The sequence below is a fragment of the Anaerobiospirillum sp. NML120448 genome, from assembly GCF_023050945.1.
GTDB lineage: Bacteria > Pseudomonadota > Gammaproteobacteria > Enterobacterales > Succinivibrionaceae > Anaerobiospirillum.
On record NZ_JALKIM010000002.1, the window covers coordinates 22,013 to 46,733 of the forward strand.

22 protein-coding genes and 1 tRNA gene are annotated in these 24,721 nt (G+C 39.3%); 17 read left to right on the forward strand and 6 right to left on the reverse strand.

Annotation, left to right across the window (positions count from 1 at the left end; all coding sequences use genetic code 11):
* Positions 1 to 96: 96 nt before the first annotated feature.
* From MXE38_RS00675 to MXE38_RS00695, 5 genes are all read right to left on the reverse strand, one after another.
* Positions 97 to 495, reverse strand: coding sequence for a DUF805 domain-containing protein (locus tag MXE38_RS00675; RefSeq protein WP_246910001.1), 399 nt, complete (start codon positions 493 to 495; stop codon positions 97 to 99).
* Between the two features lie 64 nt (positions 496 to 559).
* Complete coding sequence (locus MXE38_RS00680; protein ID WP_246910003.1) at positions 560 to 1,240, reverse strand: DUF805 domain-containing protein; 681 nt, start codon at positions 1,238 to 1,240, stop codon at positions 560 to 562.
* Positions 1,241 to 1,479: 239 nt separating this feature from the next.
* Entirely contained in the window at positions 1,480 to 1,992 is a 513-nt protein-coding gene (locus MXE38_RS00685) for a DUF805 domain-containing protein (RefSeq protein ID WP_246910004.1), read from the reverse strand.
* Positions 1,993 to 2,139: 147 nt separating this feature from the next.
* Positions 2,140 to 2,214, reverse strand: a tRNA-Arg gene (locus tag MXE38_RS00690).
* A 175-nt stretch (positions 2,215 to 2,389) separates the two neighbouring features.
* Complete coding sequence (locus tag MXE38_RS00695) at positions 2,390 to 3,565, reverse strand: flagellar assembly protein T N-terminal domain-containing protein (RefSeq protein ID WP_246910006.1); 1,176 nt, start codon at positions 3,563 to 3,565, stop codon at positions 2,390 to 2,392.
* Positions 3,566 to 3,842: 277 nt separating this feature from the next.
* On the opposite strand from MXE38_RS00695, the gene MXE38_RS00700 reads away from it, so the two are divergent.
* The 14 genes from MXE38_RS00700 to flgC all read left to right on the forward strand — a co-directional run bounded on the left by MXE38_RS00700 (position 3,843) and on the right by flgC (position 20,563).
* Complete coding sequence (locus MXE38_RS00700) at positions 3,843 to 5,111, forward strand: FlgO family outer membrane protein (protein ID WP_246910007.1); 1,269 nt, start codon at positions 3,843 to 3,845, stop codon at positions 5,109 to 5,111.
* A gap of 43 nt (positions 5,112 to 5,154) precedes the next feature.
* Positions 5,155 to 5,613: a hypothetical protein gene (locus MXE38_RS00705; protein ID WP_246910008.1), complete on the forward strand. Its 459-nt coding sequence runs from the start codon at positions 5,155 to 5,157 to the stop codon at positions 5,611 to 5,613.
* A gap of 68 nt (positions 5,614 to 5,681) precedes the next feature.
* On the forward strand, positions 5,682 to 6,152 hold the full coding sequence (flgN, locus tag MXE38_RS00710) for a flagellar export chaperone FlgN (RefSeq protein ID WP_246910009.1): 471 nt from the start codon (positions 5,682 to 5,684) through the stop codon (positions 6,150 to 6,152).
* 827 nt (positions 6,153 to 6,979) lie between these two features.
* Positions 6,980 to 8,149, forward strand: a complete 1,170-nt coding sequence (locus MXE38_RS00715; RefSeq protein ID WP_246910010.1) for a hypothetical protein — start codon at positions 6,980 to 6,982, stop codon at positions 8,147 to 8,149.
* A gap of 23 nt (positions 8,150 to 8,172) precedes the next feature.
* Complete coding sequence (locus tag MXE38_RS00720) at positions 8,173 to 8,940, forward strand: hypothetical protein (RefSeq protein WP_246910012.1); 768 nt, start codon at positions 8,173 to 8,175, stop codon at positions 8,938 to 8,940.
* A gap of 45 nt (positions 8,941 to 8,985) precedes the next feature.
* Positions 8,986 to 9,327 carry a hypothetical protein gene (locus MXE38_RS00725; protein ID WP_246910014.1) on the forward strand — a complete coding sequence of 114 codons (342 nt, stop codon included), beginning with the start codon at positions 8,986 to 8,988 and terminating at the stop codon, positions 9,325 to 9,327.
* 65 nt (positions 9,328 to 9,392) lie between these two features.
* Entirely contained in the window at positions 9,393 to 10,046 is a 654-nt protein-coding gene (locus MXE38_RS00730; RefSeq protein ID WP_246910016.1) for a hypothetical protein, read from the forward strand.
* A gap of 170 nt (positions 10,047 to 10,216) precedes the next feature.
* Entirely contained in the window at positions 10,217 to 13,498 is a 3,282-nt protein-coding gene (locus MXE38_RS00735; protein ID WP_246910018.1) for a MoxR family ATPase, read from the forward strand.
* Positions 13,499 to 13,726: 228 nt separating this feature from the next.
* A complete protein-coding gene (gene flgA / locus MXE38_RS00740; RefSeq protein ID WP_246910021.1) occupies positions 13,727 to 14,470 on the forward strand; it encodes a flagellar basal body P-ring formation chaperone FlgA in 744 nt (247 codons plus the stop codon).
* A 489-nt stretch (positions 14,471 to 14,959) separates the two neighbouring features.
* Entirely contained in the window at positions 14,960 to 15,286 is a 327-nt protein-coding gene (gene flgM / locus MXE38_RS00745) for a flagellar biosynthesis anti-sigma factor FlgM (protein WP_246910024.1), read from the forward strand.
* A 648-nt stretch (positions 15,287 to 15,934) separates the two neighbouring features.
* Positions 15,935 to 16,903, forward strand: coding sequence for a chemotaxis protein (locus MXE38_RS00750; protein ID WP_246910026.1), 969 nt, complete (start codon positions 15,935 to 15,937; stop codon positions 16,901 to 16,903).
* Between the two features lie 830 nt (positions 16,904 to 17,733).
* A complete protein-coding gene (locus MXE38_RS00755) occupies positions 17,734 to 18,999 on the forward strand; it encodes a protein-glutamate O-methyltransferase CheR (RefSeq protein ID WP_246910028.1) in 1,266 nt (421 codons plus the stop codon).
* Positions 19,000 to 19,554: 555 nt separating this feature from the next.
* Positions 19,555 to 19,980 carry a flagellar basal body rod protein FlgB gene (flgB, locus tag MXE38_RS00760; RefSeq protein WP_246910030.1) on the forward strand — a complete coding sequence of 142 codons (426 nt, stop codon included), beginning with the start codon at positions 19,555 to 19,557 and terminating at the stop codon, positions 19,978 to 19,980.
* Positions 19,981 to 20,104: 124 nt separating this feature from the next.
* The gene (gene flgC / locus MXE38_RS00765; protein WP_246910032.1) at positions 20,105 to 20,563 is read left to right on the forward strand and encodes a flagellar basal body rod protein FlgC; all 459 of its coding nucleotides are present in this window, start codon (positions 20,105 to 20,107) and stop codon (positions 20,561 to 20,563) included.
* A gap of 93 nt (positions 20,564 to 20,656) precedes the next feature.
* Here the strand turns inward: flgC and MXE38_RS00770 are convergent, their stop codons facing one another.
* The gene (locus MXE38_RS00770) at positions 20,657 to 21,232 is read right to left on the reverse strand and encodes a flavin reductase (RefSeq protein ID WP_246910034.1); all 576 of its coding nucleotides are present in this window, start codon (positions 21,230 to 21,232) and stop codon (positions 20,657 to 20,659) included.
* A gap of 277 nt (positions 21,233 to 21,509) precedes the next feature.
* Here MXE38_RS00770 and MXE38_RS00775 point away from each other — a divergent pair, with 277 nt between their 5' ends.
* The 3 genes from MXE38_RS00775 (at position 21,510) to flgG (ending at position 24,684) form a co-directional block, all read left to right on the forward strand.
* Positions 21,510 to 22,619 carry a flagellar hook capping FlgD N-terminal domain-containing protein gene (locus MXE38_RS00775; RefSeq protein ID WP_246910036.1) on the forward strand — a complete coding sequence of 370 codons (1,110 nt, stop codon included), beginning with the start codon at positions 21,510 to 21,512 and terminating at the stop codon, positions 22,617 to 22,619.
* Positions 22,620 to 23,137: 518 nt separating this feature from the next.
* Positions 23,138 to 23,884, forward strand: a complete 747-nt coding sequence (locus MXE38_RS00780; protein WP_246910038.1) for a flagellar basal body rod protein FlgF — start codon at positions 23,138 to 23,140, stop codon at positions 23,882 to 23,884.
* Between the two features lie 14 nt (positions 23,885 to 23,898).
* On the forward strand, positions 23,899 to 24,684 hold the full coding sequence (gene flgG / locus MXE38_RS00785) for a flagellar basal-body rod protein FlgG (RefSeq protein ID WP_246910041.1): 786 nt from the start codon (positions 23,899 to 23,901) through the stop codon (positions 24,682 to 24,684).
* The last annotated feature ends 37 nt before the right edge of the window (positions 24,685 to 24,721 follow it).

Genomic DNA, 24,721 nt, shown 5'->3' on the forward strand with positions numbered 1-24,721 from the left:
CTAAAAGTCTTGGTAGGTTTGAGCTCCTCCCTAAAATGAGCAAGAGCTCATTTTAGGGGGAGTAGTTGGTAGCTAATAAATAGCTAGTAGGAGGTGCTATTTGGCGCTAAGAGGCATAGGAGAGCCATATTGGTTGTCGCCTTGAGTGCCAGGGAAGGCACAAAGCACTAAAACATAAATAATACCTAAAGCTGCTATGCCCATACCAGCATAGGCAACCATCTGGTTCATGATTAAGAAGCCGCCAAGTCCTACTAATAAACCTGCTAAAGCTGGTGCAATATGAAGTCCAGAGCGATTAGTGTCATGCAAGCGTCTTACTAGGGCAGTATATTGAGCAACAAAAACAATGAAGTTAATAATTGAGTAAATAATGCCTAAGTAAGCCATGGTAGTTAAAGGGTAGGTTACTAATCTTACAGCGACGGCAAAAAGGGTAAACCACCAAAATTCAGGACGTGAGGCTCTACCTCCTGTAATAAATAGCTTTACCATGATGCAAGTTTTAATGGCTTGTATAAAGTTGTGCATAGGAGCTCCAATAAAAAATTAAAGTTGACTATTTGTGCTTGCGGCGATCTTTGTGAGAGCGGTAATTACTATTGGTATTAGGTTTTGTTTCGCTCTCTTGTCCTGGAGTTGGTACGCTAATGTAGTTGTCCTGCTCGGTGTCGTTTTTAGCTTTTTGTTCCTTTTCACGAGCTACTTTAGCTTTAAATTTACGCCAAGGATCACCTAAGTATTCAGGTTGAGTCATATGATCAGGATTAATAAAGTCTTGAGCTTGTTTGCTTTTATCTAAAGGATCAGTGCCATAGCGATTATTGCCTTTGGTGCCTATACGAGTACATAAAAATAAGATGTAGATATAGCTTAATGCAGCTAAAGTAACCAGGCCATCTAAAATTTTTGGGGAGTACTCTGGATAAAGGGCATTTAAAGGCCCCATAGCAACAAAATAGGCAATAGCTAAAACATAAGGGGCGGCAACAATTTTACCTGCCAAATTGATGTCATGAAGGCGACGGATAGTTGCAGTATATTGGCAAGCTACAATAGCAATGACAGCTAAGGCCTGAATTAAAGATCCTACAACTGGAATAATATTGAGTTTAAAAGACACGCCAATAAAGACGCAGGTAGTAAGGTAAAAGTACCAAAACTCGGCACGGCTACTACGCCCATAAAAACGTAGACCCTTGGTTTTAAAACCTATAATTAAAGCCTCTTTAACAGTCACTTTTGCCCTCCAAACTCAAACTCAAACTCAAGTTAAACCTTAAACCTATTATGCTTTAGTAAATACCCACGCTTATGCTGCTTATGACTTTTTAGTCATCTTAGGCAGCAGGTGATTCCTGTGTTGCCTACGTTGCTTATGTGGCCTTGGGTGCATGTGATGCCCTGGCAGTGCTAGGGGCTGCTGGGTATTTGCTCAAATAGAAACTAAAAAACCTATCTTATGAAGTTGTGCTCTTATTATGGTTTAAATCTAAAACCATCATCATGATCGTCGTCGTTGTCTTTGTTGTAAAAACCACGAATTTTGCGCTCAAAATCTCTAATACTTTGTTCGGCATTAGAGGCATTTTGCCTTTGATTGTTAAAAAAGGTACGCTCTTTTGATAAATAGTCGTCTTCTAAAGGATCTGGGCCATATTTGTTAATGCCTTTGGTGCCCTTAAAAGCGCACATCACCAGTAAAATCAAAATGCCAAAAGTAGGAATAAAGATTAATAACACTAATAAAGCACTTAAATTCATATCATGTAATCTACGTGCCATACATGCTATGACTAAAACAAAAGCAGATAAGGAGACAATCAATCCTAATATAGAAAACAGTCCGCCCATGCGTGCTATATAAGTTGCCACAATAAAGCAAGGAATAGAGGCTAAATAGAGCCACCAAAATTCAGATCGACAGGAGCGACCTGAGATGCTCAAACGTCTTTTTAAAGCAGTTTCAACAGCCTGCTTAAAGGTCAACATATAGGATCCTCGCTATTTAAGCCAATTAAAGTTAATGGCTATGATTCTAGCAAAGTTCTTTAGTTTTGTTAGAGCGGTCAAGTCTAAAAATCTAATAATAAAAGCAAAGATTAGTGATTGGGGATAAAAAGGAAGGTAGGGCTAAGATGGCGCCCCCAGTAGGAATCGAACCTACAACTAGCCCTTAGGAGGGGCTTGTTATATCCATTTAACTATGAGGACGTGGCGCATATTATACACTAAAGCCCAAATCATACCAAAAGATTTAGAACCACGACTTAATAGCGGCCAGGCAGTAGCTTAGCTTAGCTTAGGCAGGGTTTAATAGTAATTAGATAAAAAAAGAGGAGCTGATGCTCCTCTTTTGGAGGTATATATTATGAAATTTTCAAAAAAACTATTGCTGGAGAGTAACAATGTCGTCCAGCATTACATTGATTAGCTGGTGATTAATATCAACTGCCTTTAAAGTTGATGCAGTTGGAGAAACATTAATTACCTCATAAACGCCATCAGTTTCATTATTCTGGAAATAGGTCATGTTGTGGCGATCTTGATAGTCGCTACGGTGAATTAAATTGAACTTCATGCCTTTCTTGATATTGGCGTTAGCTCCAAGGTTAATACGAATAGTAGTATCGTTAATTTGAACTACACGGGCAGTTGGGAATTGGCAACGTAATTTAGATACGATATCTGCAATAGCATATTTAGCCAATTGAGCAACACGCTGACCATAGTCTGAGGTGCCAAACTTATCAGAGCGTAGGGTAAAGTTTTGATTAGCTAAAGTCCATTCAGCATCGCCTTGGTAGTTTTTGGCAATTAATTGCTTACCAGTATAAACATCATATACTTGGACATTAAATCTAATGGTTCTAGTTGGGTTATAGAACATTTGGGTAAACTTGTTGTTACCTACATCAGACTTAGCTAAGGAATTAATATTGCCTACAATAATAAATTGAGCCTGAGTGCGACGAGAAATAGAGTCTAAAGTACGTTGTAAGTTATAGTCAGGGCCAGATGAGCCTTGATGAATCAATAGACGCTGATTGTCAGCAGGTAAAACAGTAAGAGCAGGGCTTTGGGCTACACCTGAGTAAACTAGCTCAGTTAAATACTTATCAAATTCTTCAATGCCTGCTGAGGATAAAGAAGCCTCAGGATCTTGGTAGCGGAATACAAAAGGTAAAATAGTCTTTTTAATGTTTCCTGCATAGCAGTCTGCACCCGCATCATCATTGATTAAGGCTTTAACTAATACAGTAACTACTTTGCCGTTTTCTTGCTCTTCAATTACAGTCATGCGACGAATAGGGGAGCGAGATGAAACTCGTAACTTATCGTCTAATAAAGTGCCGTTTTCAATAACTTGCTCAATACTAACATCAGCGCCTGCTTGCAAAGATGCATTACGTAAAGCATCGTCAATAGCGTTGCGGCGAGCAGTGGCAACATCATTATCAATAATTGGAGCAGAGCCGTGGGCTGTGTACCAGCCTGCAAAAGCAGCTTGACTGCTAAGGGCAAGTGCAAGAGCAATTCCTAAAGCTTTAACATAAGCTTTCATGATGTTTCTCCAATGTTAACTATGGCAAGAAAAAAACGTAAATATCTTATAGTTAGCAGTGCGGTGCAAAAAGCATGCTAATTTTTAAATTAAAAATTCGCCAAATTTGACGTTAAATAAATGGAGTGATCTTAGTAATCTAAGATTGTAGGCTTTATAAAAATCATAATTAATTAATGGCACTCTTATTGCTAATTAGTTTAAGATAAATTGTTTTGTAGCGGTAGCTTTGGTATCGCGCTATGTGCTACGTCTAAAGAGATTGAGGTTCTGGAGAATGCAATTTAAGACATCATTGCTCGTAGCATTATGTGCGAGCTTGTTACTTCCAGCATGTAACAGTATCAATAACCAAGTAAATAATGGTTCTACTGCTCGTATCGAGGGAGTAAATAACCCTTCTGATAACTCTATTTATCAGCAAAGAGGTATGGAAATTAGCTCTATTACCGCTCGCATGGCCGATCAAATGCAGCAAAATATGTTCTATTACCTCCTACCTAATGCTCCAATTGATCGTAGTTCAGTAAATGGCGATGTCAAAATTGTGACCATGCCACGCATTGCAATTACTTCTTTTGTTGATACTGATACTTATGAGAATGCAGGTTATTTAGGTCGTGCTTTAGCTGAGTTCTTTACTCATGAAATGTCTACTCGTGCTTTTGAGGTGACTGAGTATAAGTTAACTGGCAAATTAGCCGTAACTAATGACGGTGACTTCATTCTCTCTCGCAATTGGAAAAAGATTGCTAAAGACACCAACGTTAAGTACTTGTTAGGTGGTACTTTAACCCGTAATGAACGTGGTGTAGTAGTTGTTTCTCGCATTATTAATATGCAGACTCGTCAGGTAATTTCTACCTCTACTGACATTATTCCTTATAATTTATTGCCTGCCTGCTATCGTTCAGCAACTAAGCAATGTTCTTTTAGCGGCACTGCTGGTTATTTAGCTCCTAACCAAATTAGAGATGCTAATTACTATAAGACCAAGTATTTTGAGGCTGAAAGAGAGTTAAAGGCTTTAAAGGCTCCTAACGATGCCCAAGCCTTAGAGCGTGCTCGTGCTAGTAAAGCTTTAACAAAGGCTCAAGTAGTCAGCTCCAATGGCCGTCCTTTAGGTGGTGTTTTTTTAGCCAGTAGCCAAGCTCCACAAGCTCAGCCAGTAGCTAGCACTGTAACTAGCAGCACTAAGAGCACAGCTATTTTTAACACCCCTTACAATACTGGATACAGCTCTGGTCCAACTTCTAAGACCTCTAGCACTACTACCACTACTACCACCTCTGTAGATGGTGAGCAAGTTGTAGTGAGCGCTGCTAACAATGATCCTCGCTTTAAGGATAATGTAGTAGTGGGTGCAACTTCACGTGGTAATTATGATCGCTATATTGAAGAGCGTGATGGCGACAATATCATGAATAAGTGCTTAGTAGGCTCATGTGATGACCCTGTGGTTTATCCTGCTAACACCTATATGCACAACACCATGTTAATTCGTGATACTGCCGATGAAAGTAGCTATTCACGTGTTAGTAACTAAGTTTGACCTGTAAGCTCTTTACGGATAATTAAAGGTATTTTTCATGAATAAGTACATTTCTGTAGCCTTGATGGCATCAGTTCTAGCTTTAAGTGCTACAGGCTGTTCCAGTATCATTCGCAATACTTCTATGGCCGTACATTATACCGATACTGGTGTTAATGAGCTTGATGAGTATCCAATCTTACGAGCCTCTGGCTATGCGGTAACATCACGCCAAAAAGGAGCTACCCAAGCTGAAAAGCAAATTAATGCTATGCGTGCTTCTAAGATGGAAGCTTATCGTGAGCTTACTGAGCAGGTAGCTGGCGTTTATGTAAAAGCTAAGAATAGTAACGTAAATAATATTGAGAAGTCAGATAAGCTCACAACAGAGGTTGAAGGTTTAGTTCATGGCGCTCGTGTTGTTCGTCAATATCCAATTGGTGATACCTACGTAACTGAACTTGAGCTTGATACTAAGCGTATTTATGACCTCTACCAAATAAGAGGCACTTTATAATTTCATTAGAAGGCAGGGAGCATTCTCTGCCTTTGCTATATGATTTTTAGCTGTTAGGAATTTTTAACATGATTACACGCCGCTCGATTAATAAAACTAAAGCCGTTCAAGCTATGAAGACTTTAGATGACTACTTGGATGAGCAGGATGCAATCTTAGATGCTGTGATCAAAATTTTAGGTCGAGAATATCAATCTATTAAGGATCGCCGCTTAGATGATCTTGAGGCTATTGCTGAGGATAAGTCTTCTTTTATGTTAAAGCTTCAGTCAAATGATCAGCGTTTAAAGCTTCATCCTGACAGCGCCATGTTAAAGACAGTTTATTTACCTCGAGTAAATGCTATTAAAGAAAAGCTTGCTCAATGCAAAATGATGAATGAGACCAATGGCAAATTAATCTCATTGTCTATTGCAGCAAACCGTCGTTTAACCTCAGTATTAATGAATGCACGTGATCGTATGTCCCGTAATATGACTTATAACGATAAGGGTAATACTGTAGCTACAGGCCCATTACGTGTAAACATCAATGCGTAAAATGAATGTTTTTTAAAGAACAAAAGGCATGCTGAGCATGCCTTTTTTGTTGCCTCAATCATCTTGTCTAGAATTTCACTCCCAAGTCTTATCATTATTATTTGCTATATTTTCCGTAAAACCAATTGATTTAATATAAATAGCAAATAAGATCTCTATAGCTATTAAGCAACTATATTAAAAAACCAATGTAATTATTTTTACTCAAAGAATAGCCATAAAATCAGCTCTTACTCAGCCCACCATAAAACGTGATCTAGATCTCATTTTGTTAAAAGGCTAAAAATGGTCTAAAACGGCGTAAATATCGATTTTCTTAATATGGTTAATATTTATAGCCATAATGGAAAATAAAATTTTTTAAGAAAAAATGGCTTAAGTTTGTGACAACTATCAACTATCGAGATAGCCAATTTTATAAAAACCACACCTCTTATTGTGCATTTCTCTTTTAGAAGAGTAAATCAAAATCACAGATCTCTCTGTATCTTATTAGTCTTGTTTATCCAGCCTTTTTTAAAATTTGCACAATACTCTATTTGCGCTTTTAGTCACGTGTAACAAAAGGGAGGCAAAAATCTCCCCTGATTACGTTCTATATTGTCTCTATAGCAGTAACAGATAAAAAACTTGCTGTTTAATCTTAGTTTTTATACTCACGCCTAAAGAGCAAGATTTCTAACTGCTGCCCTTATCAAGCTTTAGTTGTCTTTAACAAGATAACTAAGTCTAGATGATGGTTCTTTTTAGTCTTTCTTAGGAATGCTATGTACGCTTTTTTAAGAGAGCTTGGTACAAACATTTACTCCTTTAAGGAGGTAGAAAATATGTTTGATAACAAAGTTTATTTGTTTGGTCAGATTGATACTACTAGCTTGATTCACTCTAAAGATAAACAAGGTAAGTCGGTGCTTAAGTTTAAGCTCAATACTATCTTTAATGCTTTAGAGCAGCGCCAGCTTGATAGTGCCATGTCTCCTACTCAAGGACTGGAATATATCAGCCAGTTTGATTTGATTGCGGCTATCAACCAGCATAAATCAATCTTTAGCTCGGTACTTAAGAATACTTTGCTCAATATGGAAAACGACAGTAAAGATAACTTCGTTTCTAATATGGATGGTTGGGAGTTTAAACATACTTGCTATCAGGCTAGTAAGGTTTTCTGTGATTATTTGATGGCTGATGCTTTAGGTGGAGTTGGGCATAACAACGAATGCTTTAAAACAGCCAATTTGCATGAGCTATTTGGCGAACAAGTATTCAAAAAAATGGATGCTCATAATTTTGCTAGCGCCTCTGCATTCCGTTCTGTTAAAGAGTCATCTGCTATTAGGTCTGAGGCAAAAGATTTTGAGCAAAGATACAAGCAAGCCAAATTATGGGCACTACAGCATTTGTCCAAAGACTCTGATGTCAGAACAGGGTTATTGCTCAAAGAATTACTTAATAACCAAGAGTTGTTTCAGTCTTTTTTAGAATCTTTCTTAGCACAGTTGCAGGAGAAACTCTTAGAGGAGGCTAAATCTGCTACTAGCCAAGAAAGTACCCAAATCTTGGAAGTTGCTAATGAGCAGGGGCAATTTGTCAGTGTTGGCTATAAAGGCGCAACCTTACACTTGTCTCAGAGCGTTAATAACATAGACAACTACGATATCCCTGTACTGCAAAACCTAGATAGAGAAGATCTTTATTTAGCCCATCATGACTTTGTAAGTGGCATGCAGCAACAGATAAAAAGAGATAGGGCACTTTGTAGAAAAGAAAAAACTCAATTCTTTGCTTACAAAGTATTAGTTGGTCAGTGTGCTAATAGTGAATTAAGTTTCTTATATCGTTTATTAAAAATTAATGGTCATATTCCTGTAATGGTAGTAGGGCAACTAATACCAGAGTATCAGATGATCTCAAACAGCTCCAGTGAAGTGATGATTAAAGCTACTAAGTTTGCCTTCTATAAAGAAAAGGGCAGCTCAAGTTTACCTGTAGCAGTTTAATTATTTTTAAAGGAGGAATGTTTATGGATGTACCAGCACAGCCACACCCACTACCGCCGTGGACTAAGCTAGTAGGGCTTAATGAAGCTAACGCTAACGCTAACGCTAACGCTAACTCCAATAATTACCCACCTCAGTTCATGCCCAAGGGCGAATGTCAGCTCAATGCGTCTTCCCTATCGGCTTATGGCAACACTATGGTGCCATATCAAGGCTCTACTTGTGGGCAAGTAACAGAGAGTGTGCCAGATCAGGATCAAAAGGAGCCCAAGGAACTATTTTCTAACCATGGCCCGCTCTTAGGATGCCACCACAATACAGGCCTAAGCCCAGACCCTAGAGAGGGCTCAGTCCTAGGGGTAGGCCCTGTCACTTCATTGGGACTGGGCCAGAGTCCAGAGCCTGTTATTAGCTCCAGCCAGGGACTAGAGCAGAGCCCTAAACCAGGGGTGGATTCTATCTTAACTACAAGCACAGCCTCTCTTTTAAGCCATGGTCAGAACCATGGCCAAAACCTAGGCAATGGCAATTGCTATAGCCATAGTCACGACAATAGCACTAATGAAGTACCTGTGCCTGCACCTGCACAAGCACCTGTACAAGCATCTTTACCTGTCCATGAATATGTTCATAGGATTGAGCTGATGCATGGGAAGAGTTGGGAGCAACTCTTTAGCCATCTTAGCTCTAATGAGCGCTATCAGCTATTTGTTGAGCTTTGTAAGAGCCATGGGCGTATGGCTGCTATAGGGTTAGCGCCTGTAGCTTTAAAGGTAAGTAAGGTCTCTTAACCGTGTTGAGAGTTAACTAAATGATATAAGAGCGGTAAGTAATTTATGAAAGAGCACGACGTACATACTTGGCAGAGTTTTGCTAGTGAAAATGATAGCTTAAATAAGCTATTTGAGCCTTTAAGTAAAAGATTGACTGAGTGTGGCACCAAAGAGTCTGTCACTACCAGTAGCTCTAGCAATAGCTTAGATAATAGCTCAGCTAATACTTTGGATTGTATTGTAGGTCTTAGAGCCACTCATGGTTTTAATGTTCAGGACTACAGTCTATCTGATGGCTCTGTTATTAAGATTAATGCTTCTAAGTGCAATGACTTTTCTTTACGAGAGCAAGAACAAATTAATGCTGCTTTAGATAAAAAAGGCGTTTTTATCGTTCAAATTTAACTTCAAGGTTTAAATGCTCAGTGGAAATGAATAGCCCTAAGTTAGGCAGTATCAGTTTGGGTAAGGTGAAGATTTTTAGTGTATTAGCCCAGCAGTGGCATAGGCTTACAGCCTCAGCTAAAAGTGATAGCCATTACTTATTTTATGAGATCTGCGATTGTCGCTTTGATCAGCCAAAAATACTATTGCGCAATGGTATTGAGCTGTCAGGGCACAACGTGATTATCAAGCAGCATGTTTTTTATGTAATCTCTGATGGGCACTTAGAAATGCCTCATGCTTTTGCATCTGGTAGTTGGGAATATGCAGATCCTAGCTGTGACTATTATCAGTTGTTAACTGTAATTTCCAATGGCACTGATGCTTCTAGTTATCAAGGTTTACCAGATATTATGGCAGTTAAGTCCGATAATTTTGCCTCTCTAGAAGGGCAGTTTAAATCGCAAGCTTTTGATGTTCACTACTCATGTAATCAAAGGCAGCTGGAAATAAAGTACTCTTTGCCTAATAACAATAGTACTCAAGGTCATCTTGGCCCCTATCAGGTTTCTTGTCAACTTGCGCCTAATAGGCCTCATAACTTGTCAGGATATAGCACTGTGTTAGCTTCTGTGCCTCAAGGACAAGCCCGCCATTTACTAAAGGAGGAGGGGCCTCTTGATAAAACCTATAGTGAAAATGAGAGCTACTGGCAAGAGCAAAAAAGCCTTAACAGCTAACACTAGCTTTATTTTCCCAATCTTCACTAACAACACTTTTTTCAACTAACAATCTCTCTCTTAACGTGCCTTAACTAAGGGTAGAGAATTATTTAATTTAAATTTAGGAGGACGCAATGATGCTCCACTAGCGTTACGCTGATAGGTGGAAGTATGCTTGCGTTTTATTTATGAGTGCAAATTGTCAGGATTTTAATCCATGGGCTAATAATGTCCCAACTAATGCCCCAGCCAATTTAGTCGTAAAAAATAACTCTGGTTTATCATCAGGCCTAATGAACTCCAATCAGGCTATGGCTAATAATCAAGGAGCTTTCAACGCCTGGGAGCCAAATCGCTACCAAGCTCCAAGAGCTAACAATAACAATATGGCTCCCTATAATCCATGGCAAGCCCCTAATCAGCCCCAAGGCTTTACCCAGGCTCAAACTCAAGCCCATGCCCAGGCACAGGCCCAGACTCAGAGCTTTACCCAAGCTACTGCTCAAAATCAGGGACAATCTCAGAACCTGGGTTTTACCCAAGGGCAAGGACAGGCCAAAGGCCAGAACCAAAATTTAGGTATCCCTGCCTTTCAATGCGCTGCTATGAGCTCTAGAGCAGGGCAATTTTATAATGGTGGGCATAATCAAAATGGTGGTTATAACCAGTCTAATCAGCAGCCTTATGGATTATATGCAGCACAAGATAGGGTAAATCAGTGCTCAAGCTCTACCCAGGCCTTTAGTAACAGTAGCACTCATAATGCTAGAGCCAATGACTATGCTTATACTCAAGCACCAGTACCAATGATGAATCAAGGCCTCAGCCCAAGACCAAATATGGCAATGGCTAATGGCCAAGTGTATAGCCAGAGCCAGGCCCAGGCCCTGGGCCTGGGCCAAGGCCAGAGCAATAGCCAGGGCTCAAACCAAAGCTCAAATAAGAGCTGTAGTTATGGTCAGGCTATGAGCCAAGGGCAGAGTGTTAGCAGAGGCTTAGCCATGGGCCAGGAGTTGGCCGTTGGCCAGAGCCAAGGACAGAGCCAAGGCATGGGACAGAGCGGACAGTGTCAAGCTAATGGCTATGGGGGCGGTGCAAACTACAATACTGGCAGTACTGTTAGTCAGAGTGATGTTTATAAGGGTCAAGTGGCAACTGCTAATCAAGAGCAGGTAGTTAAGAGTGATGATTGTTGTGGTGCAGTGGTGGATGGTAACTTAGCACTTAACGAAGAGGCCTCTTTGGAGGTGATGGAATCTAGCTCTGACAAAGAGCATAGAAGACCTTTAAACAATCAAGGGCAACTTTCTAATTATCCACCTTGCGGCCCTAAGACTGTCCATGCTAGACACTTTAAAACTAATACCAAGGCTGCTAATGAGAATATGGAAGGTGCAGAGGGTAAAGCTTCTGTAAATACAGCTTGTAATGGTAATGGTAATGGTAAAGCTACTAAGGGTAATGAGATAGTATTCAAGCATGAGTTGTTACAGAGCACATTATCAAGCTCTAATCATGCTCACGTTATTAATTTTGGTAGTGATGTTAAGCAAAGAAAGATTGCCCTTAAAGATTGCTTTGAAGAAAAGATTAATCTTGAGTATTTTTACTTGCCTGAGTATGACCTAAGCTTAAGTCCATTGGTTCCAAGTAAGAATAAACAATACGTTTTTGACCCAGATAATTTAGAGCAGATCTTAAGACATCTACAAAATAATCATGGCGATTCCTTGTTTTTAAGTGGCCCTACAGGTTGTGGCAAAACATCTTTAATTTTAGAGATTGCATCCCGTCTAGACTGGCCTGTTGAGTGTATTACCTTAAGTCAAACCTCTGAGGTGGCCGATCTCATTGGTCATAATATTTTGAAAAAAGGACAAATCACTTTTGAGTACGGCCCATTAAGTAGAGCCATGATGTATGGAGAGATCTTACTGCTTAATGAAATTGACCTTATGAGTGCGGGCGAGTTAACCGCACTAAACGATGTTTTAGAGGGTAGAGCTCTCTGTGTCAATGCCAATAATGGTGAGGTGATTTATCCTCATCCTTTCTTTAGAGTAGTGGCTACAGCCAATAGCAAAGGTTTAGGCGACAATAGTGGTAACTACTTAGGAGTGCGTAAGCAAAATAAGGCATTTTTGGATCGTTGGATCTTTTTTGAGTGCACTTATCCTGACTACGATCTTGAGCAAAATTTGATTTTAAAGAATTTTACTAATATCAACCCAGATCTTATTAAGTACTTTGCAGTATTAGCTAGAGAGCTACGTTTTGCAGCTGGCTTGGGCGTTAGTAAAACTAACAAAGATCTCTTAATTGAGATGAAGAATTTCTTTAAGGATAACTATCACGACTATCCTGGCAACTTAGATTTATTAGTTAGTGACAATACTGTACCTAAGATAGACGAGTTGTTAGAAAAACAGACCTTTGATGATGATGGGGTAAGTTTATCTTTAAGTGAGCTTGATAATTTAGCCTCACTGCAAGTGGAACTTAACCCTCATTTAAGCGTGCCTTTATCAACACGCTCTTTATTACGTATTATTCGCTTGTATTTGAGTGACAATCAGCTAAGCATCACTGATGCAGTTAGACATGGTTTTGCTGCTCGTTTAGAGCCTAAAGAATTTGCCTTTGTCATGAGAATGACTTTTGAGATTTTTGGCTATGTATCCGAGTTTGATAAATTGCCTCGCACTATTAGTAATGTTGAGGAGTATTTGGATTTTCGAAAGCAAAATATCTCTAAAGAGATAGTTGAACGTCTCTTATTAAGCGAAGATTCCTTACGGGCCATGTTTGATAAAAGTGCGCCTGTAGCTGCTAATAGCAAAGATAATCTTAAAGAGTCAGATCTCTTAAAGCCTGACGTTATTGAGGCTAAAACTACCAGCTCAGGAGCTAAAAGCAAATCATCAAATTCAAAGACCTCCAAGTCTAAAACCAAGGAGGCTAAAGCTTCTAAGGCTGTAGATAGCCAAGATGCAAGCTTTGAAAAAACTGATCCTTTATCAAGCTCCGACCAAGACCAAGTGCCTAATGCTCACGAAGTTAAGTCTCAAGATGCAGAAAGCTCCAGTTCTCAAGGTCAGTCTTTGAGCGCTAAGAGCAAACCAGATCACAGCTTAGAGCAGGAAAAGAGCGCAACTAAGTCTGCAAGTACTTTGAGCCCAGATAAGCCTCAGGAGAGCCATGAGGGCAGTAATAATGATAAGCCTCAGGCTCAGGCTATGCCTCAGGATCTTCCTCAGTCTCAGGCTCTGCCTCAAGAGCTGGCTCAATCTAAACCTCAGACTGAACCTAAGGCTGCTGAGCCAAAGGCACAGCCTAAAGGTAGCGGTAGTGGCAGCAGTAGTATGGCAGATGATGTGCGCAAGAAGGATAAGGTTGTAGAGGAAATCAAAAAATTTATTAAGGATACAGAGCCAGGATTGGCTGACAAGTTTATTGTAGTGCGTGGTTAGTGCTACGTGAGCATTGTTCTTTTACTTATTAGCTACTTAGGAGCAGCTTATGAAAGCCTCTTATTAGAGGCTTTTTCTTTTTGCTAAGCAATACATAAGAATCTCAAGCTATGATTAGTCTTTACTGCATTAAAGGCTAGAGTGATAAGAGGTTGTTAGTTGCTACCTACTTAGATCTCAATATATACTTGCATGAGATTAATTTTAGTGTTGTAAGGTGGTTGTAATATGCGCTTACGTCTCTTGGTAAACAAGCTGATTCCAATACGATCTTTAGTAACCTTACCTATAATCGGTTTGGTTATGGGAGCTCAGGCTATATCTTCCGTCAGCGCCACTCCACAAGAGGCTGAGTTTTTAAAAACTGTTGCCGAGCAATATATTTTGGCCCAATTCCAAAACCAAGATTATGGCGACAAGAAAATTGAGGTAAAGGCAGGAAAGCTTGATGAGCGTCGTAATTATGGTGGCCGTTGTACAGGTTATTTAACTGCTGAGTTAAAAGGTAGTGAAATTAAAAGCACCTCTCAAGTAAAGATAACTTGTTCTAAGCCAGAGAACTCTTACACCATATATGTGCCTGTAAAAGTTGCTATGCTCTCTCCTGCTTTAGTAGCATCAAGAAATCTTACTCGTGGTAGCATTATTGGCTCCTCAGACTTAAAGACTATCTATTTAAATGATGATACTAATTTAACTACAGCTGTATCTGACCCTAATATTTTAGTGGGCTCTCGTTTAAAGCGTGATGTTAAAGAGGGTGACCAAATACGTTCCAACTCTTTTTGCGTAGTTTGTAAAAATGATAAGGTCAGTATTGTTGCTAAAAGTCATGGTTTAGCCTTGAAGACTACAGGTATTGCGCTTGAAGATGGTGGCATTAATCAAGCTATTAGAGTGCGTAATCTTAAGTCACAAAAGGTAGTGTCGGCAGTAGTCTCTGCACCATCTGAGGTTCAAGTAGTTTTCTAAATATATTTATATCTATTTAGTTAATAAATTTGGAGCAATTGCAGTTTTTTTGTGAAAGTTCCAAAATGGTGCTTAGAAAATTTTTGATTTCTTACTAAGAGGTAAAAAGGTCAAATTTGGCTCACATACAAATGTGGCCAATAAGATTTTGGCTAAACTTATAGCTAATTGTGATGGCTGTCGAACAATTAATTAAAATTTTTTAAATTTTTTTTGATATAAGCCTTTAGAAAAGATATTGCCATCCGTTAGATTAATCAAAGGAAATGAAATTGTAGTGATTTCTTTCTTATCAAGAATTACAATTTCCGCCTCTAAGTATAAAGAAAGAGATATCTAAAGAGCTTCTTTAGATTAATGCGCATCAAAGCCAGTATTAATTGGTTTACTAAGTCCAAGCTAACTAGCTAAGTTAGTTGATGATGCAGATAGTTAATATTGAATTGTTAGCAAGATTTTGATTTAAGAAGTTTTAAGAGGGATAACAACATGGCAATCGACATCTTACGTGATCATGCGATTAAGGCCATGCCCGAGAATGTGGCTCAAGCCCGTAGAGCTACTACCCAACAAGCTAAAGCAGCGGTTAAGCCAGTTTCTGTACCTTCTGCTCCTAGCATTGATGACGTAGTTTTTACCGAGAAGGCCAAAACACTTTCCAAGGCAGCCGATATTGCCAAGAGATCTGACGGTATTGATTACGAGAAAGTAGCTGCCCTCAAGCAGCAGTACGAGAATGGTACCTTGGAGTTCGATTTCGAGCGTGTAGCTGAGAAAATGATTGCTTCAGAAAATTCTCTAGCAAGTATTTTCTAAACAATTTTGGTCACAAGGGCATGTCTATGCACCTTGTTACCCCTTAAAAGAGCCGCAATGCTTTTAGCAAAGCGGTTTTTTTGTTTTCTGACAGGCAAAACTGTAATTGCATAAGTTCTGTTATTTTTGCGTTTTGCTTGTGATTTTACTCACAGCCTAAGTAAGATAAAGTTCTTTTTATAGCTATAATATATTTTTGACAATCAAAATAGCCCAAATATTTAGCGATAAATTTAATCAATTTTTCTTGGTGCTATTGCTCAGTCTTACTATGGTTTTGCATAGTTGTATAATGGCTTAAATATTGTTTTTTTACCATTATATGAGCGCATCAAAACATGTAATATTAGTGAGATATTGTGAAGCAATGAGCCTATATTAAAGGCTTGATCTAAGTCATGCTAGATATAATAATAGCTAGGTATGGAATTTGTGTCACTAACATCCATATGCTTGAGGCTTTATTTGGATGTATTTGTTGTAAAGTGCGTGGTCAGCCTTTTATGCCATGCGTGCCTGCAAAAACAGGCTAACTACATTAATTTTGATGACATAATATAGATTTTGCGATTGTGAGTAGACCTAACGTGGTTGTCAGTTGGGTAATAATTTTTTTTCTGGGACTTTTTGCAAAGTAAGGGGATTTAGATGGCTGGCGTAATGGATAAAGTCAATCAGCTAACTGAGCTGGTTGGTCAAAACAGAATGGAGTTATTACTCTTTAGACTGTCTGGTCTATCACAGCGTTATGGTATTAACGTATTTAAAGTACGCGAGGTGCTACCTTGTCCTCGTCTTACTGTTATGCCTCGTCTCCACCAATTTGTAATTGGTGTTGCTCATATTCGTGGTAATACTCTTTCAGTTATCGATCTAGCTTATGCAATTGGCGGTCGTCCAACTAAGAATTACGACAAGTGCTATATCATTATTGCTGAGTATAACCGTTCAACTCACGCTTTCTTAGTATCTAATGTTGAGCGTATTATTAACATGAATTGGAATAAGATCATGCCTCCTCCAAAGGGTGCTGGTCACTCCAATTACATGACTGCAGTAACTGAGGTTGACGGTGAGTTAATTGAGATCTTAGACGTAGAAAAGATCTTAGATGAAATTACTCCTATTAGCTCTCATATGGAGTCTGATGCTATCAAGAATCTTCGCGTACCTGAGGGTACCAGAGTATTGGTTGCTGATGACTCTAAGATTGCACTTAAGCAAGTTAAGCGTGCCCTTACCGAAATTGGTGTGGATGTTATGGAAGCACATGATGGTAAGGAAGCTCTTGATATGCTTAATGACTTAGTTAAGAATGGTCATAAGATTCAAGAAACCATAAGCCTCGTTATTTCTGACGTTGAAATGCCAGAAATGGACGGCTATACCTTATGTGCTAACATTAGAAACTCACCACAACTACGTGATCTTTATGTAATTTTACATACTTCTTTATCTGGTGTGTTCAATCAAAGCATGGTGTCTAAGGCAGGCGCTAATGACTTTATTCCAAAGTTCAATCCAGAAGAGTTAGCCGCAGCTGTAGAAAAGGGTATTGAGTTAGTCACTGAAGGCAAGTCTGGTGCTGATTGTGTAATGCGCTCTAATCAAAGATAAGTTATTGTGTTTTAACCAATTAAACTTACAAAAGCCTAACGCTTATTCTGCAAGGTCTAAGGTTAGGCTTTTTTGCAGCTTAAAGCGCATAATTAAGCTAAAACATAGAATTTGGAGTTTTTTCCATATAGCTATTTCTAGATATGGAAAAATTCATCAATTTAGGCTATATTGCATATTGTTTTTTACTGAAATTAATAGTGTTACATACTAGTATATTTCATTAATGCTTTATGAGCTTATTAAAGCAAATATGCATAACTTTTAGCGTTTTAGCAACTTAAATTTAGCATTAGAGAGAAAGCTTTATTATTTTTCATCTAGCTTTTCTCAAATAAGTGTAATTCTAGTGATAGAATGGACATTCATTTAAATAAGGAGTGCGCTTAGCAAGCTACGTAATCTTTATTAATTAGTTTGCTGATAATGAAAGTTTGTTTATATATAAGCATTCTCCCTTATTTTGTCCTTTCTTAAATATAGGGTAAATAGCCCTAGTAAAAGAATTTTTTATAACAACTCATAACACTAATAGCGTTACAACTTTTTTGAGTGCTTGGCATTTTGATAATGCGCTCAAGAAATTAATAACTTATGCGCTGTTGTATTCTTAAAGAGTTATTTGAAACAATTAGTTTTCTAAGAATAATGCAGCGTATAATTAATGCACTTATATGAGTTGTTAAAGTGAGCTTTGATTGTCAACATAGTTAATCTTGCCAATCAAATTTTGATTTAATAAGGGCTTGAATAGTGCATTACTAATATTCAAGTCTGTTACTAACGATAATCGTCTCGATTATTAAGAGTAATTTCACACTGAGGTTAGTATGACCGATAATCCGCAGAACCGTTTTGGTACAGAATCTAATCCATCAAATACTTTGGTATCTCGTACCACTGGAACTTCTTTATTTGGAAGAAGATCAGCTGAGGACTCAGACAGTCAAAATGTGCCAGCTCGTACCACTGCTAATGCAACTACAGCTCGCCCATCTAACTCTTTGTTTGGCTCACGTACTAGCACTATTAGCAATGTCGCAGGTAAGCCTTTAGCTCCTCACCACCATAAAAGTGGTAATGCTATTGCATCTGTAATGCGTAAGACCACCTCTGGTCCTCAAAGAGCACAGTTTACTCCTTCTGATTATCCTGGTATTACTAAGTTAGCTATTGCTTCTCAAAAAGCTGGATATGATTCTGTAGCTGCTCGTAATCCAGATATTTTACCTACTACCCAAGATCGTCTTCAGGTTCAGTCACGTACTGTATCAAACGAACAATATCGTCGTTTTGCCAAATACATTGAAGATCAAAGTGGTATTGTTTTAGGTGATAACAAGCACTATTTAGTAAATAGCCGTTTATCATCTTTATTATTACGCTTTAAGGTAGCAACCATTGATGAGCTCATTAATCGTGCTATGCAGCCAAATGTCTATAAGGACATTAGCTCTGCTGTAATCGATGCTATGACCACCAATGAAACCTTATGGTTCCGTGATACTTATCCTTACTTAGCTTTAAAGAACTTAATTCTTCCAGAGCTTGCTAAGAGCGCTAAGATGCCAGTTCGTATTTGGTCTGCTGCTTGTTCCTCAGGTCAAGAGCCTTACTCTATTGCTATGATTGTGCAAGAGCAGGCTACAGCCATGAACCACGTAAACCCAGATCAATGTCAGATCATTGGCACTGATATCTCTCCTGAGATGTTAGATCGTTGTCGCTTTGCTCACTATGACAACCATGCCTTAGCTCGTGGTTTAAGTGCTGAGCGTAAAGCACGCTTCTTTAAGCCAACTAAAGATCCAAACGTAATGCGTGTAGACGACAAGATTAAGAACATGGTCAACTTCAAGCAAATGAACCTTTTAGGTTCTTATAGCTTATTAGGCCGTTTTGATATTATCTTCTGTCGTAACGTATTAATTTACTTCTCTAACGAAGTAAAGAGCCAGATCTTAAACAAGTTTGCCGATTGCTTAAATCCTGGTGGTTACTTAATTTTAGGCTCCTCTGAGTCAATTCAGGGCCTTTCTGATAAGTACGAAATGATTCGTTGCAACCCAGGTATTGCTTACCGCTTAAAGTCATAAGCACTTTAATTCTTTAATCTCCATAAGAGCCTGTCCTAAATTTTAGCGACAGGCTCTTTTTTTATATCATCACAGCTACAGCCCAGCCAGCCAGGCTTAGTTCCCAGCTATCCAGGCTGAGCTGAGCTTAGCTGGCCATGACTGTCCTGTCCTGGCTAGGCCCAAACCTGCCTGACCAGTCATATCAGCTATACCATCCTATCCTAAGTATCTTTAGCAATAGAGCATGCACTAGCGCCAGCGTTAGCCTAGCATAAGCGCCCATTCCACTTTCAATTTCAACACTGCCTAACACCTAAGCTTAAGCTTGCTTACCAACATTGATGTTTGGGGGAATTTAGCAATTAAATATGTAAGCGCAAGTTAGCAAGATTGCGAACCTTGGAGCTTTAGATAGTTAATTTTTAGGGCTCTATTTATAGGGGAAATAGTGGAGTTTTGTTGGTTAAGAATGCGATAAATAAGCCTTTTGTGTGACGTGGCACAACTTTTGAAAGAAAGAGGGTATGAAGACTAGATCGTGTTTGATATTTGACACGAGTGGAGATGATTTTAATGGCTGTAAGTTTTGATCAAGTGTTTGGTATTCACCAACACACTATGCGCGTTCGTAATAATCGTGCTGAGGTGTTAGCAGGTAACTTAGCTAACGCAGATACTCCAGGCTTTAAAGCTCGTGATTTAGACTTTGCTGAGGCTTTATCACAGGCTGCCAAATTACAAATGGTGAACAACAATGCTCCTATGACCAAGACTGCAAATGGCCATATGGATATTTCAGATCTTGAAGCTTTAAAAGATCCTAAGATCACCATGAAGTACCGCAATCCATTCCAGCCAGATACTGGTAATGGCAATACTGTAGAAGTAAGTACTGAGCGTATGAATTACATGAGTAACAACATTGAGTATCAAGCAACTTTATCTTTCCTCAATGGTCGTATTTCCAAGCTCAGAAGTGCCTTAAAGGGCGGTCAATAACATTTTAGACCTGTATCTTTGGCTTAGAAGCAGTTAATTTTGTCCCCAGCATTAAAGAGATTTTTTTAAATATAAAGAGAGATATTGTTTTATCTGGGGCTAAGTAGAATTTTAGAGAGTCATTATGAGCGTTTTTAGAATTTTAGATATTGCTGGTACTTCCATGAATGCACAGTCAGTGCGTTTAAATGCTACAGCCTCCAACTTAGCTAATGCTGAGTCCGTATCATCATCTGTTGAAGAGACCTATAAGGCTCGTCGTCCTTTATTCTCCGCTGCTTGGGAAGAAGCTTTAGCTCGCAACCAACAACAAGGTGAGCCTTGCGATCCAGTTACTGGTGAGCCTTATGGTATTGGTGTTTCCTTAAAGGGTGTGATTGAGTCCGATGCTGCTGCTATTCGTGAGTTCAATCCTAACCACCCATTAGCTGATGCTGACGGTTATATTTATCGTCCAAACATTAATCCTGTTGAGGAAATGGCTGATATGATGAGTGCCCAACGCTCTTATCAAACAGCTGTACAGGTAGCCGACAGTGCTAAGAGCATGTTGCTTCAAACTTTACGTTTAGGTCAAAGCTAATTATTGTAATTTGCTAGTTTCCCTAGTTTTCATACAAAAAAATCGCCCTATTAGACAATAGAGCGATTTTTTTTGCTTATGCAAAATAAAAAATTAATCACCGTATTCTGGAAGGATAATTTCTTTGCCAATAGCAAAGAAGTGGCCACCAGCTACATAGTGTAGAGTACGCAACTCATCAGGAGCTTGATCAAAGTGCCAATGATTGTTGCTGTAGACTCTAGAGTCGCTAACTACACGAACGCATTTACCAAAGATCATCTCATAAGGGTTGTCGCTATGCTGATCTTTAATGACCTCATACTCTAAGTAAGCTGCACAGCCTTTGACTAAAGGAATACTAAAGCCTGGCTCATTAATAAGCTCAATATCGCAGTGTTCCATCTTATTAGGATCATCATTTTTAGAAATAGAGCCTAATTTCATAGTCTGCTCAACAATAGAAGCTGTTGGATAGCACAAGATAAACTTACCTGATTTTTCGATAAGCTTGCGGGTGTAGTGATCGCCAGCAACTACAGCATAGCCTTTATCATAATCGCACACGCCTGCCCAAGCAGCAGCCATATAGTCTAAATCGCCCTCATGCTGAGCGCCAATTAGAGTAGTGGCTCCAATGCCTAAAATACGATAGGACTTCAATACGTCTTGTTCTTGCAAAATGCTCATAAAAAACCTTAGTCTAAAATAGAGATGTTGTATTTGAAAGATTCAATATTATTGAAAACTAGTATAAAACTATCTTACAGATAAGAGCCTAGCATATTCTCTTATTCGAGCATAAATGAAAAAATTATAATAAGTTCGAGGAACAAATTATTAATTTGGCACAATTCATGTATAAAACCTAAGTTAGTGTGTTCTTAGCTTATAAGTAATAGTTTTAAGAGCAAAAACAGTCAAATATTAGTGTTTGATTGTTCTATAGCCTAATGCGAGGAATGATATGGCAGGCTCAGTTATTAATAGTTTGGCAGATGCCAGCTATCGTAGTTTGGATGCATATCCAACCACTTTTTATAATGATGGTTCCAATGGTTTAGCCAAAGTAGCTAATAATACCCGCGCTGGCGGTTCAAACCCTAGTACTAATGGTAGTAATAGCAATAACTCCAACTTTGACTATGGTTCTGCTGGCGTTCAAACTCAAGAGAATGCTATTAAAGAGGCATCTTCTAAGGTTAAAGATCAAGTTTTATCCCAAGAAGACTTCTTAAAACTCTTAACCACTCAGCTTCAAGCCCAGGATCCTACTAAGCCTGCTGATAACAATCAGTTGGTTACTCAGATGTCACAACTTTCCATGGTAGAGAGCTTAAACTCTATTAATACCAATATGGATAACGTGCTCTCTCAAGTAGGTACAACAGCAGCTATGAATGCTACCAATTTGATTGGTACTTATGTATATACTGATCAAAACAAGGCCTACTATGGTGGCAGCGCCTCTTCTCCTGCTCTTTGGGCAGTAGATGCAGGTGAGAATACTTACTCTAATGTTAAGCTGACCATTAAGGACGCAGTAACAGGAGAGGTAGTTTATAAAGATGAAGCTAACTCTCTTACTGGTGAAATTAAGTATGGTTGGCCAGGAATTTTCTCTCCTGATGGCCCTGTAAAACCAGAGGCTAAGCCTGATGGCAATGGTAGTGATACCTCTACTGATGGTAGCACCACTCCTAATACCGATAATGGTACTAAGATTGCTGAAAATGCCATTGCAGGTGAAGGTGGTGATGCTAATGGCGGTGCTGGTGGCGCTGGCGGTTCAGGCAGCTCTGGCTCTGGCTCTGGTTCTGGTAATGGCAACTCTGGAAACGGAGACTCTAAGCCAGATGCTGATGGTGAAGAGAACAAATATACCTTCTGTAATTCAGGCCGTTATGTTATCGAAGTAACAGGTGTTGACTCTAGCGGTAAGACCGTAAGTATTCCTGTTAAGGCTTTAGGTTTCGTATCCTCTGTATCTTTAGGTAAGACCTTATCTGATACTAAGCTTAACCTCAATGGTATGGGCGAAATTCCATTCGACAAGGCAAATCGCGTTACCTTGTAATCTAAAAGTTTTAACTAACTTTAATCCTCGCAAAAGGCCAGCATTAGCTGGCCTTTTGTATTGGTGCTAACCAAAGAAAACAGAGTCAGCACCACCACCACAATAATCATTATTATCCTTTCAAATCATCTCCCTAGAGATCGTATTTATGGCAGCGCTCAAGCGCAGCGACACATCACAGTTCTTAAAGCACTAAGCCTCCAGAAAAGCTGCTACAGTACAAAATCAAAAGCCAAGCTACTATGTTAGAGCGTCGACAGCACAGCGCTAGCGCAGCGTAGCGCTATGGTGCAATACCTAAAACGCTGAGGGTAGAGCGCTCAGTAGGGGCAGTGAACTTTGAGAGTAGGTCTTAAGGAGCTGTAGTGTAGGGTATCTATTTTTTTAGTACAAAAAATTTATTAGTAGTTCAAAAAACTGACTTTTATATATGTAAAAGCCGCATATATATGCCGTTTATTGGCCATGGCACAGCCCTTGCTGTAGAGACTGTGATCTAATGATTTTTTGGAGGGGTTATGGACAACTTATTATGGGTCGCAATGGCGGGTGCCAAGGAAAACTTTCACTCCTTGTCAGTTCGTTCTAACAATTTAGCAAATGCCAATACCACTGGTTTTAAGGCTGAGTTTGAGAACACTCGCGCTATGAGCGTCTTTGGTAATGCGTTCCCTACTCGTGCTTTTGCTATGACTGAAATGCCTGGCTACAACTTTGATGGTGGTGCCATGCAAACTACTGGTCGTACTTTGGATGTTGCGCTGCAAGGCGATGGCTTTATTGCTGTACGTGATAACCAAGGTGGTGAGGCCTATACTCGTTATGGCAACTTGTCTATTGGTTCTGATGGTGTTTTGCGCACCTCAAACGGCCTAGACGTTTTAGATGAAAATGGTAACCAAATTGTTTTACCTGCTCCATTAGATCAAATTGATATTAATTCCGATGGTTATATCACTGGCAAGCCAATGGGCGCAGATGCCAACGTGGTTGAAACCTATCAACGCATCAAGTTAGTTAATCCAGATGTCAGAACCATTGAAAAAGGTTATGACGGATTATTCCGCTCCCGTAATGGCGCTATTTTAGAAATGGACGAAGCAGTTGCTCTGCAAAGCGGTATGTTAGAGGCTTCTAACGTAAACCCTGTCGAAGAATTGACTAGTCTAATTCGCATTCAGCGTCAGTACGATACTCAAGTAAAAATGATGCAATCTGCCGGCGAGATGGACGACGCGCAGAACCGTTTATTAAGCTTTGATTAAAGAGGCTACTAATCATGATCCCAGCTTTATGGATTTGTAAGACTGGTTTGGACAGCCAGCAGACTAATATTTCTGTTACTTCAAATAACTTGGCTAACGCCTCAACTGTAGGTTATAAGAAGAGCCGTGCTATTTTCGAAGATCTTTTATACCAAAAGGTTAATCAGCCAGGCGGTCGTTCCACTGCTGACTCCTTCTTACCTGAAGGTTTAATGGTTGGTGCTGGTTCTCGAGTTGTTGCTACCCAAAAGAACTTTGCTCAAGGTGATGTTGAGACCACTGATAACACCTTAGATCTTTTAATTAAGGGTGATGGTTTCTTCGAAATTGAGATGCCAGATGGCACCACTGCTTACACCAGAAATGGTCAGTTTACCCGTAATGAAGAAGGTACCTTAGTTACTGCTGAGGGCTATACCTTATTACCTCAAATCACCATCCCAGAAGATGCAACTGGTATTAGCATTTCTACTGATGGTCAGGTTTCAGTACAAACAGCTGGTCAGACCCAAGCTCAAGACATTGGTCAGATCACTGTAACTAACTTTATTAATCCAGCTGGTTTAGAGCCAATTGGTAATAACCTCTACTTAGAGACCTCTGCCTCTGGTAACCCAATCCAGGGTGTAGCTGGTGAAAATGGTATTGGTACTATTCGTCAAGGCCAGTTAGAAACTTCTAACGTTAAGGTAACTGAGGAATTAGTTAACTTAATTCAGGCACAACGTGTTTATGAAATGAACTCCAAGGTGCTCACCACTGTAGACACCATGATGGGTTCATTAATTCAGTCAGTTTAAGATATGCTTAAGCTTGCTAGGTATTTAGCAAGCTTTA